Genomic DNA, 16174 nt, shown 5'->3' with positions numbered 1-16174 from the left:
GATTCACTTTCTTACATGGGAAAATATCTATCCATTAATTAATGTGGGCTGTCGACGTGGTGGTGAATTTAATTAATTACAAGGAACTTGACGTTGAAATTAATCAATAAAATAGCTAATGATCAGATCGATAACACTATTAACCAAAGTGGCTATAGTGCTGTCATTGATTTATTCCGTGACTCAGTTCGAGGCGATGGTTTTACTACGTCAAGTGGAAAGATTAGTTTTGATTTAGGTAAGTCGGCTCTGCAGTTAAACCGCAGCGAACTAAATTGGAATGGAAAAACGACCTTAGGGCACGATGTTGATCTAACTTATTCATTCCTCGATTTGCAGTCTCAAAAATCGGATGATGTTCACGGGTTTATTAAATTCAATCCTGAGCAAGTGGCACAAACTAAATTTTCACTGCAATCCTGGTCTGATGTCGCTAATATCCACTTCACCGAGGTGGGGCCAACCGAAAAAGCCAATATTACATTGGGCAACTATTCATTAACGGCTGATGGGCAGTTGGCGGGAGGGCAGGCATATACCAGTTCCAGTTATACTTCTGGTCCTAACGAAAGAATTGCTGATACCAGCACTTGGTATAATTACAATATGGATAATATCCGAGAGCCAGAGAAAATGGAGTATGGCCGCTTGACTCTGGCGCACGAATTGGGACATGCACTTGGTCTGAGTCACCCTGCGAATTATAACGCCGGACAGGGTAATACTTTTGCCAAGGATGCGGTTTATGGTGAAGATACTCGTCAGTTCAGTATCATGAGTTATTGGGATGCTTGGCAATCCGGGGCTGACCATCAGGGGCACTACGCGTCAACGCCACTGGTGGATGATATTTTTGCAATTCAGCGTCTTTACGGTGCGAATATGGATACCCGCACGGAAGATAATATCTATGGTTTCAACTCCAACACTCAGCGCGACTCTTTTACCCTGACAGATAGCAGTGATCAGAAAGTATTCTCTGTTTGGGATGCGGGCGGCATTGATACCTTTGATTTCTCAGGCTATAGCGTTGATCAACGTATCAATCTGGAAGAAGCTGCTTTTTCTGATGTCGGGGGATTAAAAGCTAACGTTTCAATCGCCGCCAACGTGACGATTGAGAATGCCATTGGTGGTTCTGGTAATGATGTTCTGGTGGGTAATGGAGCAGATAACGAACTACGTGGTGGCGCAGGCAATGATGTTCTGTTCGGCGGCGGCGGTGCAGATAAACTTTGGGGGGGCAGCGGTAGCGATATTTTCGTTTTCGGCCGGACCACGGATTCTTCACCAAGTGCGCCAGACTGGATCATGGATTTTGAGGGCGGTATAGATAAAATCGATTTATCCGTTTTTAATACTGGCAGCGGTGGTATTCACTTTGTCGATCATTTTAGCGGTTCTGCCAGTGAAGCATTATTAACTTATGATCCGCAGACTAATATCAGCGATTTGGCATTAAATGTTGATGGCGGGCAATTATTACCTGATTTTCTTGTGAAAATTGTGGGGCAGCCAACTCAGGCAACTGATTTTATTGTTTGATGTGATTGCTATCCAACGTCTGGTTGATTTAATCAGACGTTTTTATCACGTATTACAGAAGTAGTAATTAAAAAACTCTCAACCGTGTTAGAGATGAAAATAGCATATGAATCAAGAATAATGAGTTTTATAGTTGCATGTAGAGTGGGTTAATTATTGCTGAATGCCTCTTTATATTATGAATTATGGAACAGTCTGATCTAAAGATAGCGTTTATCCTATAAGGCTGTGCTGATAAGAGTAAACCAGCGTCCGGGTGATAAGCCGAGCACTGTTTATAAAGGAGTATTTATGGTGAAGAGGTCATTACGTCAACCTTATCGGTCACTGTTTGGTGCCATATTGGCGATATCAACTTTAATGAGTTCAGGAGCGATTATGGCGAGCAGTCTGGTGCTACCGAATGCCAGTGATTTAAGTGGTCAATGGCAATTACAGTTAAATAGCTCTGTTGTGAAAGTCTGCGGCATTGAGCTGAAATCCACGGCAATTAAACCCAACTTGACCTGGCATGCCAGCGGAGAATCCTCCTGCCTTAAACAGTTACTGGGTAGTGCTCCGCAGGGCTGGCGTCCAACACCGGACGGCATTACTTTAACTGATGGGACTGGTAATGCATTGGCATTTTTTGAACGAGCACAAGAAGGTTATGAAATGACTTTGCCGGATAACACCGGAGTGGTCACATTGCGCCGTATACCGAATTAACACCAATCTACTTCATCTAATGACTTTATTTTTTTCCTTGAGAGGTAAAGCCATAAACATAATATTTCGCTTGTCAGAAAACCATTAAAGGAAAGATATGGTTTCTCATTCAATTCCTAATTATGACCGATTGCGAGAAGCGCTGGGTGCATGTCGTCAGAGTTTCTACGGTGTGGGTGTATTCAGTGCCATTATTAATATACTGATGTTGGCACCTTCCTTGTATATGTTGCAGGTGTATGACCGGGTTTTGGCTTCGGGTAATGAGATGACATTGCTGATGCTAACATTACTCATGGTTGGCTTATGTTTTTTTATGGGAGCGCTAGAGTGGGTGCGTAGTCTGGTGGTTATCCGTCTTGGTACCCGACTGGATTTGCGTCTCAATCAACAGGTTTTCAATGCGGCTTTTGAGCGTAACTTGCGTGATGGTGATGCCAAAGCAGGACAGGCGTTAACGGATTTAACTCAATTACGCCAGTTTGTCACCGGTAATGCTCTGTTTGCCTTCTTCGATGCGCCTTGGTTTCCGTTATTTCTCGCTGTGGTTTTCCTGTTACATCCGTGGCTGGGTCTGCTGGCGTTGGGCGGTGCTATTTTTCTGATCATCCTCACCTGGTTAAACCAACGTATTACCCACCACCCATTGGCGCAAGCCAATAAGCTGTCAATGCAAGCAACCCATCAGGCCAATACGCATTTACGCAATGCGGAAGTGATTGAAGCGATGGGAATGTTAGGCAATATGCGTAAGCGCTGGTTAGCGCAGCACTATGGTTTTATCCGCCAGCAGAATCTGGCGAGTGAACGCTCTGCGGCTGTGACTGCTTTATCGAAAAGCTCGCGCATTGTTTTACAATCTTTGATGCTAGGTTTGGGGGCATTACTGGCGGTAAACGGTGAGATTACCGCGGGTATGATGATCGCCGGATCGATTTTGGTCGGGCGAGTGCTTAGTCCTATCGACCAGTTAATTGGGGTCTGGAAGCAATGGGTTGCAGCACGTCAAGCCTGGAACCGCTTGCATTTACTGTTACACAATCATCCCCATCGTGAAGACAGCATGACCTTGCCAGCACCGACAGGTGAGCTGAGTGTTGAACACCTCACTTTCCGTCCCAATACCAATCAACCTCCGCGTTTGCATAATATTCATTTTTCTCTTAATGCGGGGGAGACTTTGGGGATTCTGGGTGCTTCCGGCTCGGGAAAATCCACTTTGGCACGCTTGTTAGTTGCAGTACAAGCGCCGAGTCAAGGGACTGTGCGGCTGGATTCAGCCGATATGAATCAGTTAGACAAAGAAGTATCGGGTGCATATATCGGCTACCTTCCACAAGATATTCAATTATTCAGCGGTACTCTGGCGGAGAACATTGCCCGATTCGGTACCACTAACAGTGAGAAAGTGGTTGCCGCTGCAAAGTTGGCCGGGGTTCATGAGCTGATCCTCTCACTGCCTCAAGGTTATGACACGGAGCTTGGTGAGAGTGGTGCGGGTCTGTCGGGCGGTCAACGCCAACGGATAGCGCTGGCAAGAGCAGTATATGGTGATCCCTGTTTTTTGGTGCTGGATGAGCCGAATGCCAGTCTGGATACCGCCGGGGATCGTGCCCTGTTGACGGCACTGGATGCGCTACAAAAACGCGGTTGTACCTTGGTGTTGATCACTCATCGTCCTGCGTTGACCGCTCGTGCCCATAAGTTATTGATCCTGAATCAGGGGCAACAGCAGCGATTTGGTCCGGCAGGCGAAGTGATGGCCGAACTACAGCAGCTAAATGCGTCTAATCAGCCTGAACTAAAGCGCGCTGCGCAAACAACAGGCATACCGGGTTGAGTGGCAATAAGAAGAGAAGCAAGTCATATGTCCGAACACAATAAAAAAACGGAACAGGCATTTTTGCAGGAAATACAACGCAGTGAGAATCGGGCATTGTCTTGGGGATGGGGGTTGGTATTGGCCGGTTTTGGCGGTTTTATCCTTTGGGCTCTACTGGCCCCGTTGGATAAAGGGGTTCCGATTACGGGTACTGTGGTGGTTTCGGGCAACCGAAAAGCCATTCAGCACCCCGAAGGCGGTATTGTTGACCACATTATGGTTCATGATGGCGACAGGGTAGTTGCCGGTGAAGTGCTACTGACTTTAAATGCTGTCAGGGCACGCTCCGCCAGTAATGGACTAACATCGCAGTACTATCAGTTGCTGGCGAACGAAGCTCGTTTATTGGCCGAGCAAAAGGGGGATAAACAGTTGGTGGAGACGCCTCGTTTACAACAAGTGAAGCGGCAGACTGGTATGGATGAAATGCTGGCCTTACAACAACTACTACTTGATAGCCGCCAGCAAGCATTACAGTTGGAAAGTGATGGATTACGCGCCAATATTGCCGGTTTACAGGCCGCGATGGGGGCGCAGAAGCAAGTTCTTGGTAGTAAGAATAGCCAAAAGCAAGCATTGTCCCAACAGTTGGATGGATTGAAATCGTTAGCGGATGAGAACTATGTCCCGCGCAATAAAATGCTGGAAAGTAAGCAGCTTTATGCGCAACTTAACGGCGAAATAGCGCAGATTGTCGGCGAAATCAAGCGGGGCGAGCGGGAAATACAGGAACAAAATTTCCGTATCCAACTGCGTCAACAAGAATATCGGAAAGAGGTCAACACCCAGATGGCGGAAGTGCAATCCACCATAACTGAAGTGTTCAGCCAGTTGGAAAAAGCGAATTTCGATCTGGCAAATATACAAATGCGGTCGCCGGTAGCCGGCACTGTGGTGGAGATGAAAGTCTTTACCGAAGGTGGTGTTATCGCGGCAGGCCAGTCTCTGATGGAAATTTTGCCTGATGATCAACCGCTCTTTGTGGATGCGCGAGTACCGGTAGAGATGGTGGATAAAATCCACTCTGGCTTAGCGGTGGAATTGCAGTTCACAGCGTTTAATCAGAGCACTACGCCGAAAGTAGAAGGGACGGTAAAATTGTTGTCGGCTGACCGGATATTAGATGAACGAACGCAAGAGCCTTATTACAGTTTACGGGTAGAAGTCAGTGAGGCGGCGCGGCAGACGTTGGATCACTTAGAAATCAAGCCTGGTATGCCGGTTCAAGGATTTGTCCGTACCGGTGAACGCTCAATGATTAATTATCTATTTAAGCCATTGATGGATCGCTTGCACATAGCATTAACGGAAGAGTAGGGAGCATTGGATGCCATTAACTTTACGAATCATTTTTTTCATCCTGTTAGTGTTACCTGAGCGGGGAAATGCACTGGGATTACTCGATACATGGGAATTGGCAGTACATAATGATCCACAATTTCGGGCCGCGGGTTATGAGCGGGATGCAGGGCAAGAGGAGGTTTCTTTAGGTTTATCTGGTTTATTACCCTCCTTGCAATACAGCTATGGGGCAAACACCAATTACTCCACAGTGAGTCAGGCTGATAACCGTAGTAACAGTAAGGTAAAACGGGATTACGATAGCTATGTCTCCATGCTGTCTTTGCGGCAACCATTAATTGATTACGGCGCCTATGCCCGCTATCGCCAAGGCATTGCGCGTAAGTTATTCGCAGATCAACATTATCGGGATAAAAGTCAGGAATTGATCGTCCGGCTGTATCGGGCTTATAGCAGCGCCTTATTAGCTCAGGAAAAAACAGCCCTATTAAATGCCCAATTACGTGCTTATGAGGAACAGATCCAACTGAATCGTCGGTTATTGGTTGCCGGGGAGGGCACACAAACAGATATTGATGAAACGGCTGCACGCCTGACGTTGACTCAGGTACAACTTATTGAGCAACAAGATGTGTTGGATAGCCAGTTAACCGAACTGGAAAATATGATCGGTCGATCGGTTAATTTGGCAGAGTTACGGCCATTAACGTTGGACGCTTTGCCACAGAATATCAGCGATGACCGCACACTGGCGCAGTGGCGCGATCTGGCTATTCGCTATAATGCCCGCCTTGCCGGCCAGCGGGAGAATCTGGATGCCAAACATTATGAAATAGAAAACAGTCGTAGCGGTCATCTGCCGACCTTGCAACTGGTGGCCTCCTCCCGTAATTCTCGCTCTGAAGCGGAATATAATTATAACCAGAAATATGATACGCAAAACATTGGTCTACAGTTGAATGTGCCTATTTATGCTGGGGGGAGTGTTTCCAGTGCGACTCGGCAGGCAACGGCACACTATCAACAGTCGCAGGCGGAACTCGATCAAGAAACCAGACAGGTATTGGCGGAGCTCAAACGCCAGTTCAATCTCACGAGTAGTGGTGCCGCCAAAATACGTGCGTGGCAAATGACGGTAGATTCAGCGCAAAAGGTACTGCTGGCTACCCGTCGCAGCGTATTGGGTGGTGAACGAATCAATCTGGATGTCTTATTGGCTGAGCAGCAACTGTATAACTCGCGGCGGGATTTGGCAGAAGCGAAATACAGTTGGCTCCAATCATGGCTAGAGCTACGCTACAACGCAGGGACTTTGCAAGAAAATGATATTCTGCAATTAGCTGCGTGGTTTGAGCCAGAGAAACGCTAAAACTGGTTGTCACTCCCAACCTCAGAGCAGACACTTCAAGCCTGAATGTTCCGAGATAACGTTTTTGCATCAATAAGCTCCTCTTCTATAGCGGCTTAGACATCAAGTTTACGGCCAGTCAGCCATTCCACCATTGCCGGGTCGCGATGCGAGAAGAACGCGCTGGTTGCGGTATCAAGAGCGGCTATCTGTAGCATGTCTTCAGAACTGAGTTCAAAATCGAGAATGTTGCTATTCTCTTCCATACGCTCTTTTCGCACTGATTTTGCCAGCGAAATGATGCCGCGTTAGAAGATCCAGCGCAGGACAACCTGACCCACGCTTTTGCCGTATTTCTCACCAATCGCAGTTAATACGGGATGCTGGAATAGCCCGTTTTTCCCTTCAGCAAAAGGTGCCCAGGCTTCAGGTTGAATCCCATGGCTTTGCATCCACGGTACTGCATGCAGTTGCTGGTTGAAGGGGGTTAACTTCAATCTGGTTCACTGCGGGGGCGACTTTATTGAATGCAACAAGATCTGCAAGTCTGTCGGGATGAAAATTGCTCACGCCAATAGAGCGGATTTTTCCGGCCTGCTGTAGTTCTTCCATTGCCCGCCATGCAGCATGGATATCACCGTAGGGCTGGTGAATAAGGTACAGGTCAACATAGTCCAGTTGCAGGCGATTCAGTGAACGTTCGAACTGTGCTTTAGCCCCTTCATAATTAGTATCTGTCCGCTCCGTGCAGTGAACTCTACGGGTCGACGCAACGCTATCCTTAAAGACGGGGGGACGGTGCCATGCTGAGGTGTGGACAAACACATATCGAAAGTGCCTCCCTATCTGTTCATATATCATTCAGAGCCCACACCAATTGTGTTAACGTTCGTAAAGGCGAAGACCCAATGCTGATGGATAAAGGGAACTAAACTATTTGGTATTAGTGGTTATCCCGCTGGATGCACGATTTATGCTTACGACCCGGCAATCAAGCAAGTATTCAGTTGTTCTACTATGAAGAAAGAATTCCTAAAACGGTTGTTTGAAGAGTCGCGAACAAAAAATTGATACCGTAATAAACGTGAGATATCCCTATGCCGATATTCTAGAAAGTAGCTGACTGGCCGCTACTGGGTGGCCAGTTGCCAGTTGCCAGTTGCTCACTGGGAGGAACGAATACCATTGATATAATAGAAAGATAATTTTCAATAGGAGCAAATACTATTGCCAGATAATTCTTAATCTAGAATCGTACTCGATTAACCATACAATATAAGAAGAGGTCAGAGTTCATTCACCTTTATAAGATATGTTATGCTGGCCAGATTAACGCCACATAAAAATAAATTAAAATATTTGGTGAAGTAATTTAGTGAGTAGACAAGGGAAATGGAGATAAGAATGGATAAAAGCTATATTATCAATGGGAATGTCATATTCTATCCTGGCAGCGGTATAGTATCTTCACTATTAACAGGTAGTACAGTTAAACTTAATGCCCCTACGGCACAATTATTAGAGGCTTTTGTCTCCCGAGTGGGAATGACAATTTCACAAAGTGAACTTTATAATATTGCCTGGGGCGAAAAAGGTTCGAGTGTCACTCCTAACACGTTGTATCAAAATATCTCTTTATTACGAAAAGCACTCAAAGATGTTGGTGTTATCGGTGAGTCTGTAACAACTGTTAGAGGGAAAGGTTTTATTTTTACTATGTCAACAGTTATAGAAAATATGACTGATAACGAGATTGTGAAAAACATTAGTTTAGAGTGTAGCGATAACAAAACAAAAAAAAAGATGATTGTTGTATATTCAATAACGATGGGAGTTTGTTTTATACTAATTTTACTGTATTTTTTTATAAAATCACAACCTGGTTATTTTGTTGCAAGAAAGTCTGATGGATTTTCCTTTAGCCATATAAATGAAAAATGTTTCATATATTATGATAATAGTAATGATATGAATTCAATCATCCCCGATATAGATGTTTTTTTAGAAGGCACTCTATCATCTTGCCAAGTTTACCCCTATCTTTATATCTCTTTGAGTGAACTTCACTCTACTATTTCACTAACATCGTGTAAAAATGAAATCATAAACAACAGTAAAAATGTATGTAAGACAGAGTTGTTTTATGATTTTGACTCACTAAATAGATAATGCTGCATTACCGTACGTCAGATAGTAATGTTGTATAACCAGATTGTTTTTTGAGCGTTCAATACCTCTTCTAATGTATTCATCTAATTTTTCAGTATATCCCCACATTTTAAATAGATATAAATTAATTAAGGGAGCCAAGGTGTGAGTATTGTACTCATACATGGCTTTAGGTTATCAAGAGGATGGTAATAATTATATTTTTAATATTAATCAATATGTTACGTTTGAGTTTTGGATGGGCGTTAAGTAAGGTAGGCAACTAAAAAATTTAAGTTATCTATCTTAACTATATATAGTGTGCTAGTTAAGAATTAATTAAAACTGTTTTATTTTATTTTTTGCAGACATGAAGTAATAATCCCACCTCTTAAAAAACGAAGAGTGGAAGTTTAGTTATGTGCAAAAGGAATAAAGATATTATTAAGGATGGTAATTTAAGAACAAAAATTGCCACCATTGTGTGTTTCGCATTTTCAGTACTCTCTACTTCACCTCAAGCTGCGGCTGAAGATGGCACCATTACTTTTACGGGAGCAGTCTCGGCTGTTACTTGTGAAATAACTGGTGGAACAGAAGCAGGGAGTGCTGGGAGTAATGATTTTACCGTTCCTCTTAAAACTGTCAGTACTTCTGCATTATCAAGTATTGGTCAACGTGCGCAAGCAACTAAATTTTATATCGCACTAACAGGAGCAGAATGTACTGATGGCGCAAAAGCAAATGTGAATTTTGAAAGGGCCAGAGGCACGATTGACGATAGCACTGGCAATTTGAAAAATTCTGCTGTAGACGCTGCTGCTAATGTGCAAATTAGTATTCTAAATAAAGATACTACTCCTTTAAATTTATCGGTAGCAAATGATAAACATCAAGAACAAACTATTGCAGGTAACAGTGCTCGATTTGATTATTGGGCAGAATATGTAGCCACCGGTGTGGTGACTGCGGGTAATGTAGAATCAAGTCTTATTTATTCTATAGTTTATAACTAATTTTTGGGGGCTTGCTCTTTAAGAGCCAGTCCCCGATGATTATTTTTCCAATGGTTTTAGGATGTAGGAAATGAAGTTATTAAAAATACTTCTAATAGGGTTTTTTGCGTGTGGAGGATATTCGGCCTATGCCTCTATTCAAATTATGGCAACGCGAATAATTTTTGATGAAAAAAGTAAAGAACAAGTTATTAGAGTCAATAATATTGGGGATCTGCCCTCATTAGTCCAAGTGTGGTTAGAATCCGATAGGGATTCCAGGGATTCCATGGATTCTGGTGATGTGGAAAAAGAAGATTTGCCTTTTGTTATTAGCCCTCCAGTTTCGCGAATAAATGCGGGGAAAGGAAAGTCGTTTAGAGTTTTTAAAACAGAAGAAGCAAAAGCAAAGTTTCCCCGTGATAGAGAGACATTGCTCTGGATAAATGTGCTTGATATACCCCCAGAGGTGGAAAACGATAATGCAAAAAATAAGCTAAACCTTGCATTTCGTACACGCTTAAAGTTCTTATATCGTCCGATAGGCTTATCTTCAGATCCAAGAGTTGCGGCAGAAAGTGTTAGTTGGGTGGCAAAAAGGACAGGTAAGGCGATTAATATCAAAGGTGAGAATAAGTCACCGTATCACATATCAATCGGTAAATTTGTAGTAACTGATGGCAGCAAGAAAATTGATTTAACGGGAGGGATGATCCTTCCTTATTCGAACTATGAATTTGATTTTAAGGTTACAGACCTTAGTAATCAGCCTATTAAGTTATTTTATAGTTATATTACTGATTTAGGTGCATTTGTAGAAAAGGAAATAATATTAGAATAATAAATTAAATATAAAATAACAATACAGGCGCTATGATTACAATGAAATTTTTCATTTTTGGTATTACCCTATGTTTTTTCCCACTACAGTCATTTGCTGTGGGGAAATATAATTCTATTCCACAGGGACAGGTTAAATTTAAGTCTGGCTTTATGAAGTTTTATGAGCATGGGATTAATTTAGAGGATTTTGATGGTGAAGATACAGTAAAAGCTGGAAAGTATTATGTAGAAATGAATTTAAACTCAAAAAATATTGAAAGTTTAAATGTAAACTTTATTGAAACAGATAAAGAACAAGGTGTTCAACCTTGTTTCACTCCGAAAGATATACTGGCTTTTGGTGTAAGACTGAGCATGCTCCCTCAGGACTGGCAAAGCAATGGTTGCATCTTAATTAACGATATTATCCCAGATGCAACAATAACTTTTGACGATGGCGATCAGAAGCTATATCTGACGATACCACAGGTCTATGTGGAGAGTATGCCTAATGGATATATTAGACCAGAGTTATGGGATGAGGGTGTCCCAGCATTAACCTTAGCTTATAGTTTGAATGCATCTAATTATAAAAACTCATCTGAATATAATGATCATAAAAAAAACAAACAATTCTATTATGGCAGCTTGAATACATCAGCAAAGCTAGGACCATGGCGATTTTATACTAATGGTATGGCAAATAGTAGTAGCGATGAAAGTGTAACGTGGAATAACCAATCTGCTTATATACAGAGATCATTCGCGGCCAATCAGTCACAATTTATCTTTGGAGATGTGAATACTACTGGGGCTATGTTTAATACCACGCCACTTCGAGGGGCCAGCCTATATACTGATGATCGCATGCTGCCAAATTCTATGCGGGGATATGCACCAGTAATCAGAGGGGTCGCCGACAGTAATGCCTTGGTCACCATCCGACAAAATGGCAATGTTATCCATGAAACAAATGTTCCCCCTGGCGAGTTTATTATAAATGATTTAAATACAGCCGGTTATGGTGGGAATCTTGAAGTAACTATCAGAGAAGCAAGCGGAAATATAAGAGTACAAGTTGTACCTTATTCTAGTATTCCTCAACTTTTACGTGAAGGATACTCAAGATACACGGCCACAGTAGGTGAGATAAGAAGCTCAAACCTTAGTGATCCACCCATGTTATTTGAGGGGAGCTATCAATATGGATTTAATAATTATATTACTGGCTATGGTGGTATACAGAAAACTATATCAACTGATTATTTTGCATTGCTTGGTGGGGTTGCATTTAATACACCAGTCGGTGCGTTAAGTTTTGATGCGACACGTTCTTCAACTTCAGTTAAAGCAGATGATGAATCGCAATGTGACTCTACATTTTGCAATATGAGTTTTAAAGTAAGCCTGGCGAAGGTCGTTGAACCAACAAAAACTAATTTTAGCTTAATGGCATATCGCTACTCAAGTAGTAATTATTTTACATTAATGGATGCGCTTAATACTGTTGAGGCCCAAAAGAGTGGCAAAGGTATTCGTACTGAAAATTATCGCGAAGTACTTGAAGCAAATATAAATCAAAATCTATCCCCTGGGTGGGGAAGCCTCTTTTTAACAACCTACTATGGTCGATACTGGCATAAAGATGTTAATGAGAAGAATACGTTAAACTACCAAGTTGGCTATGCAAACTCGGTAGGGTCCGTCAATTATAGCTTAGGTTTTAATCGGTTAAATAATCGCTATGGTAATGGTGAGAATACCTTACGTTTATCACTCAGCATTCCATTAGATACGACTTCAAGTCATCGTAATAGGCCAAGATTAACGTCGACAATAAGTCATAATGATCGCGAGTCCCGATTAAAAACAGCGATTAGTGGTACTGTTGGCGAACATCAAGAATATAGCTATGGATCTTGGATCGATGGAACAAGCAATAGTGATCGCAATTTCGGCATTAACGGTGGATATAGTGGTAACACATCATTAATAAATCTTGGTTATAGCCAAGGTAGATCGAACTCTATGGCTTCAGTAAATTTAAGTAGTGGTATTGTCGTGCATGCCGGCGGAGTGAACCTATCGCATTCTATTAGCGATACCTTGGGTATTATTGAAGCCAAAGGTGCGACTGGAGCCAGTATTTATCCTTATACAAATGCACGGGTAGCTAAAAATGGATATGCTATTTTACCGTATTTGTCACCATTCCAATATAATGATATCTCTCTTAATGTAAAAGATATGCCAACTAATATAGAGATTGAAGAGGATAGAATTAAAATAGTGCCAACAGCAGGTGCTTCTGTATTAGTTAAGTTTGATACTAAAAATATTAATAACCAAATTCTTAAGATTAAGAATGAAGAAGGACACTATATCCCCTTTGGTGCCAACGCCTATAATGCTGCTGGTGATTCACTAGGTGTGGTTGGTCAAGGTGGGAATATCATTCTCTCGAGTGAGAAATCGCAGAGTATTACTATTGTTTGGAACAGTAAAGAAGGCATACAGAAATGTTTTATCAACTATATACCTGAACTCTATTCTGACTATGAAAACATAAAAATCGTCAACACTATTTGTCGTAATGAAAGTAGCTAACCTAATTGAGGTGAATGTTATATGTTAATTATTAGGATGTTAACCCTTATTGCTTTGTCGTTAGGTTGGATGAGTTCGAGTGTAATAGCTGCAACCTGTTCGGGAAATGTAGCAACGGTTGCTATGCCTCAATTGGTTCTTAACCCAGCAGAAAATGGAGCAATAGGTTCTGTTCTCGGATCGCGGCTTATTCCCGTTAATACATTAAATTATACCTGTGGGGGGGGGGTAAAAACCCGCCTAACGTCTACTTATACGCGCGGTAATTCTTTATCAGCTCTTCCTGATGTATACAGTACTGAAATTGGTGGTGTAGGAATCAGAATAAAATGGCCCGTTAGCCGTGATGCTACTTATTTTCCAACGATTCAAGATTGTCAATCGCCTTGCACCATAAATAACGACAGTTTATTAATCGAATTTATTCAAACCGGAAAAATAACAGCAGGAGATATCCCCCAGGGTGAAATTGCAAAGGTTGTCCTTACTGCAGCTGAGGAGGCAAGCAATAGTCTAACATTATTATCTATAGTGTTAACAGCCAATACTTCAGTTGTTGTACGTTCCTGCATGATCGCAAATTCAAATTTAAATATTGATTTGGGCAGTTATCCTCTTTCTGATTTCAATACAGGTAGTAAACATGGAACTCCAATTCCATTTTCAATCTCAGTATATTGTCCACAGGCGTCTTCTGTAAAAATAGCATTTACCACTGTTGAACAACAACCTGTCGGCTCCTCTAGAGGGGTTATCCAAAATACTATTCCCGTTGAAAATGGTGGTGCGAAAGGAATAGGGACAAGGATGTTAACTGGGAATAGGATTATTGCTCAACAGGTGGATGGTACAAAATCATCAGAAATTATATTTAACGTAGATGAACATAAAGATCTGAACTATTTTGCTCAAATATACATAGTGGATTCAGATAGGAAAAACATCACATCAGGAAATGTTGCTGGCCAAGTTTATTTCAATTTAACGATAGAGTAATATCATGTTTGGTATCGTCAGAATGGTTATTATTAATAGGATGTATTTAACAGGCTGCATTGTCGCGCCATTCGCATTTATGTGCGCACAGGTTAATGCTCAAATACAGCCACCACAATTAAATACTCAAGCATCAAACGCATCCAGAGAATTAGATAGACTGGAACGTAGCCGTACACGCTCAATGATTCAAGATGAAAAACGTAGAGAGAGCGAAATAAGACGTCAGAATAATATTCTCAATGAGCAGCATGAGGATAATCTTTTGAAGTCAAAATATACGTTTTTTATTCATCATATTAGTATTGAAAACGATGATATCTATGCCAATTCACCACAAAGGCAGAAGATTATTATGCAATTCTTAGATACTGAGATGGGACAAAAGGAGATAATGGAATTGGTTAAGGATTTGACCAATTTCTATGTTGGCAAGGGTTATGCGACAACGCTGGTGACTGTTCAACCGGGTAGTTTACGTGAGGGGATACTTAAATTAGAGGTATTATGGGGGAAGATTTCAGGGTTTAGTGTCGAGGGGAATCCACCCACATTCTTTGAAAAAACCAGGCTGTTTAGTGCAATTCCTTTTGCCCAAGGGAATAAGCTTAAAATGTCAGATATTGACCAAGGGTTGGATAACTTACTTCGAGTTTCAAGGACTGATAAATTACAAATTGTTCCATCGGATGACTTTGGCTACTCAACTTTAGATCTCAGTAATTCAAGTTATTTTCCTATTTCACTCTCTGTAGGGATGAATAACTCAGGCCGTGAAGATGATGGTTGGCATCAATACAATTCGACTTTGACCGTAAATAATTTTTCCGGATTTAATGACTCTTTATCTTTCTATTATGCTTACAATGATTTGTATGCCAAAACCGATAGTCAAAGTTCTTGGTCTATGAATTACAGTTTACCACTTGGCTATTGGTTGCTAGATGCTTCCTTATATCGTTCTGAATATGAGAAGGTTATTGGTGGATACTTTGGTGGCTATCATAGTGAAGGTACTTCCCAGCGGGCTTCTACTAAATTAAGCCGCGTTATTTTTCGAGACGCAGTGGGGAAGTTTAGTGCTTATACAAAAGTTGAAGGCCGCGATAATACTAATAAAATAGAAGATATAAAAATAGGTGTTAGTAGTAAAAAATACAGCAGTATTGCCCTTGGGGTAACTCGGGTTGGCACACTTTGGGGGGGCGGTTTATTTTGGGATCTGAGTTCGACTGCGGGTGTTCCCTGGTTTGGTGCAGCATGGAAAAATGAACCTGACCTAAAGGGGTTTGATCTAAACTACATAAAATATAATGGCATCATTAGCTGGTCTAAGTCATTGGCCCAATATGGTCCAGTGAGTTTATCATATGAAGTTAACTCAGGATTTCAATTTACAAAAGATATATTAGTGAGTGATGGTAAACAATCAATTGGTGATGAATATACCGTTCGTGGTTACAAAGAAAGTTCAGTATCGGGACATAGCGGTGGTTACATTTCCAATACAGTTCAGCTGCCGATTGCTATCAATAAATTGGGGATATGGCAGGTGTCGCCTTTTGCTGGCTATGATCTTGGTTTTATTAAAAACAACTGTACTGATGATATGGGCTCGTGCCCTGCAGAGTATTTAACTGGAGCTGCTCTTGGCCTTAAGGCTGTAGGTAGTCATTTCTCCACTTCATTAACATTGGGTTATCCTCTAACCAAACCATCAACATTAAGGAATTCTGATATTGATTCTAGAACACTAAGTTACAGGTTTGATTTACGATTCTAAATAAATAAGAAATTCCATCTTAATAAAGTTATATCCAG

General features: G+C 41.7%; 11 protein-coding genes and 1 pseudogene. 11 read left to right on the top strand and 1 reads right to left on the bottom strand.

From position 1 onward, the window contains the following. Positions 1–93 precede the first annotated feature (93 nt). From V1956_RS19105 to V1956_RS19085, 5 genes are all read left to right on the top strand, one after another. Positions 94–1545, top strand: coding sequence for a serralysin family metalloprotease (locus V1956_RS19105; protein WP_442825494.1), 1452 nt, complete (start codon positions 94–96; stop codon positions 1543–1545). A gap of 291 nt (positions 1546–1836) precedes the next feature. After that, positions 1837–2253, top strand: coding sequence for a protease inhibitor Inh/omp19 family protein (locus tag V1956_RS19100; RefSeq protein WP_050086261.1), 417 nt, complete (start codon positions 1837–1839; stop codon positions 2251–2253). Positions 2254–2350: 97 nt separating this feature from the next. After that, positions 2351–4093 carry a type I secretion system permease/ATPase gene (locus V1956_RS19095; RefSeq protein WP_372558281.1) on the top strand — a complete coding sequence of 581 codons (1743 nt, stop codon included), beginning with the start codon at positions 2351–2353 and terminating at the stop codon, positions 4091–4093. 27 nt (positions 4094–4120) lie between these two features. Further along, positions 4121–5452: an HlyD family type I secretion periplasmic adaptor subunit gene (locus tag V1956_RS19090; protein ID WP_372558282.1), complete on the top strand. Its 1332-nt coding sequence runs from the start codon at positions 4121–4123 to the stop codon at positions 5450–5452. A 10-nt stretch (positions 5453–5462) separates the two neighbouring features. Next, positions 5463–6806, top strand: coding sequence for a TolC family outer membrane protein (locus V1956_RS19085; protein ID WP_442825493.1), 1344 nt, complete (start codon positions 5463–5465; stop codon positions 6804–6806). A gap of 95 nt (positions 6807–6901) precedes the next feature. Here V1956_RS19085 and V1956_RS19080 read toward each other — a convergent pair. Beyond that, positions 6902–7520 (bottom strand): annotated as a pseudogene (locus tag V1956_RS19080) (aldo/keto reductase); the annotation flags it as partial. 669 nt (positions 7521–8189) lie between these two features. Between V1956_RS19080 and V1956_RS19075 the strand changes: the two are divergent. The 6 genes from V1956_RS19075 (at position 8190) to V1956_RS19050 (ending at position 16136) form a co-directional block, all read left to right on the top strand. Continuing rightward, positions 8190–8954 (top strand): winged helix-turn-helix domain-containing protein, encoded by a 765-nt coding sequence (locus V1956_RS19075; RefSeq protein ID WP_372558284.1) that lies wholly within the window; start codon positions 8190–8192, stop codon positions 8952–8954. Between the two features lie 398 nt (positions 8955–9352). Then, positions 9353–9949: a fimbrial protein gene (locus tag V1956_RS19070; RefSeq protein ID WP_420075611.1), complete on the top strand. Its 597-nt coding sequence runs from the start codon at positions 9353–9355 to the stop codon at positions 9947–9949. 70 nt (positions 9950–10019) lie between these two features. Beyond that, positions 10020–10769, top strand: coding sequence for a fimbrial biogenesis chaperone (locus V1956_RS19065; RefSeq protein WP_442825492.1), 750 nt, complete (start codon positions 10020–10022; stop codon positions 10767–10769). 41 nt (positions 10770–10810) lie between these two features. Then, a complete protein-coding gene (locus V1956_RS19060) occupies positions 10811–13357 on the top strand; it encodes a fimbria/pilus outer membrane usher protein (RefSeq protein ID WP_442825491.1) in 2547 nt (848 codons plus the stop codon). A 21-nt stretch (positions 13358–13378) separates the two neighbouring features. Continuing rightward, positions 13379–14353 carry a fimbrial protein gene (locus tag V1956_RS19055; RefSeq protein ID WP_442825490.1) on the top strand — a complete coding sequence of 325 codons (975 nt, stop codon included), beginning with the start codon at positions 13379–13381 and terminating at the stop codon, positions 14351–14353. A gap of 4 nt (positions 14354–14357) precedes the next feature. Beyond that, positions 14358–16136, top strand: a complete 1779-nt coding sequence (locus tag V1956_RS19050; protein WP_442825489.1) for a ShlB/FhaC/HecB family hemolysin secretion/activation protein — start codon at positions 14358–14360, stop codon at positions 16134–16136. Positions 16137–16174: the final 38 nt, after the last annotated feature.

The sequence above is a fragment of the Yersinia sp. 2540 StPb PI genome (genome assembly GCF_052217165.1).
Taxonomy (GTDB): Bacteria; Pseudomonadota; Gammaproteobacteria; order Enterobacterales; family Enterobacteriaceae; genus Yersinia; species Yersinia enterocolitica_E.
Note: the sequence above shows the minus strand (reverse complement) of the source record. Positions and strands in the feature narration are given on the sequence as shown.

Excerpts from the sequence above, each read along its gene's own strand:
- V1956_RS19100 (WP_050086261.1), top strand. The coding sequence starts at position 1,837 with ATGGTGAAGAGGTCATTACGTCAACCTTATCGGTCACTGTTTGGTGCC.
- V1956_RS19095 (WP_372558281.1), top strand. The coding sequence starts at position 2,351 with ATGGTTTCTCATTCAATTCCTAATTATGACCGATTGCGAGAAGCGCTG.
- V1956_RS19090 (WP_372558282.1), top strand. The coding sequence starts at position 4,121 with ATGTCCGAACACAATAAAAAAACGGAACAGGCATTTTTGCAGGAAATA.
- V1956_RS19085 (WP_442825493.1), top strand. The coding sequence starts at position 5,463 with ATGCCATTAACTTTACGAATCATTTTTTTCATCCTGTTAGTGTTACCT.
- V1956_RS19075 (WP_372558284.1), top strand. The coding sequence starts at position 8,190 with ATGGATAAAAGCTATATTATCAATGGGAATGTCATATTCTATCCTGGC.
- V1956_RS19070 (WP_420075611.1), top strand. The coding sequence starts at position 9,353 with ATGTGCAAAAGGAATAAAGATATTATTAAGGATGGTAATTTAAGAACA.
- V1956_RS19065 (WP_442825492.1), top strand. The coding sequence starts at position 10,020 with ATGAAGTTATTAAAAATACTTCTAATAGGGTTTTTTGCGTGTGGAGGA.
- V1956_RS19060 (WP_442825491.1), top strand. The coding sequence starts at position 10,811 with ATGAAATTTTTCATTTTTGGTATTACCCTATGTTTTTTCCCACTACAG.
- V1956_RS19055 (WP_442825490.1), top strand. The coding sequence starts at position 13,379 with ATGTTAATTATTAGGATGTTAACCCTTATTGCTTTGTCGTTAGGTTGG.
- V1956_RS19050 (WP_442825489.1), top strand. The coding sequence starts at position 14,358 with ATGTTTGGTATCGTCAGAATGGTTATTATTAATAGGATGTATTTAACA.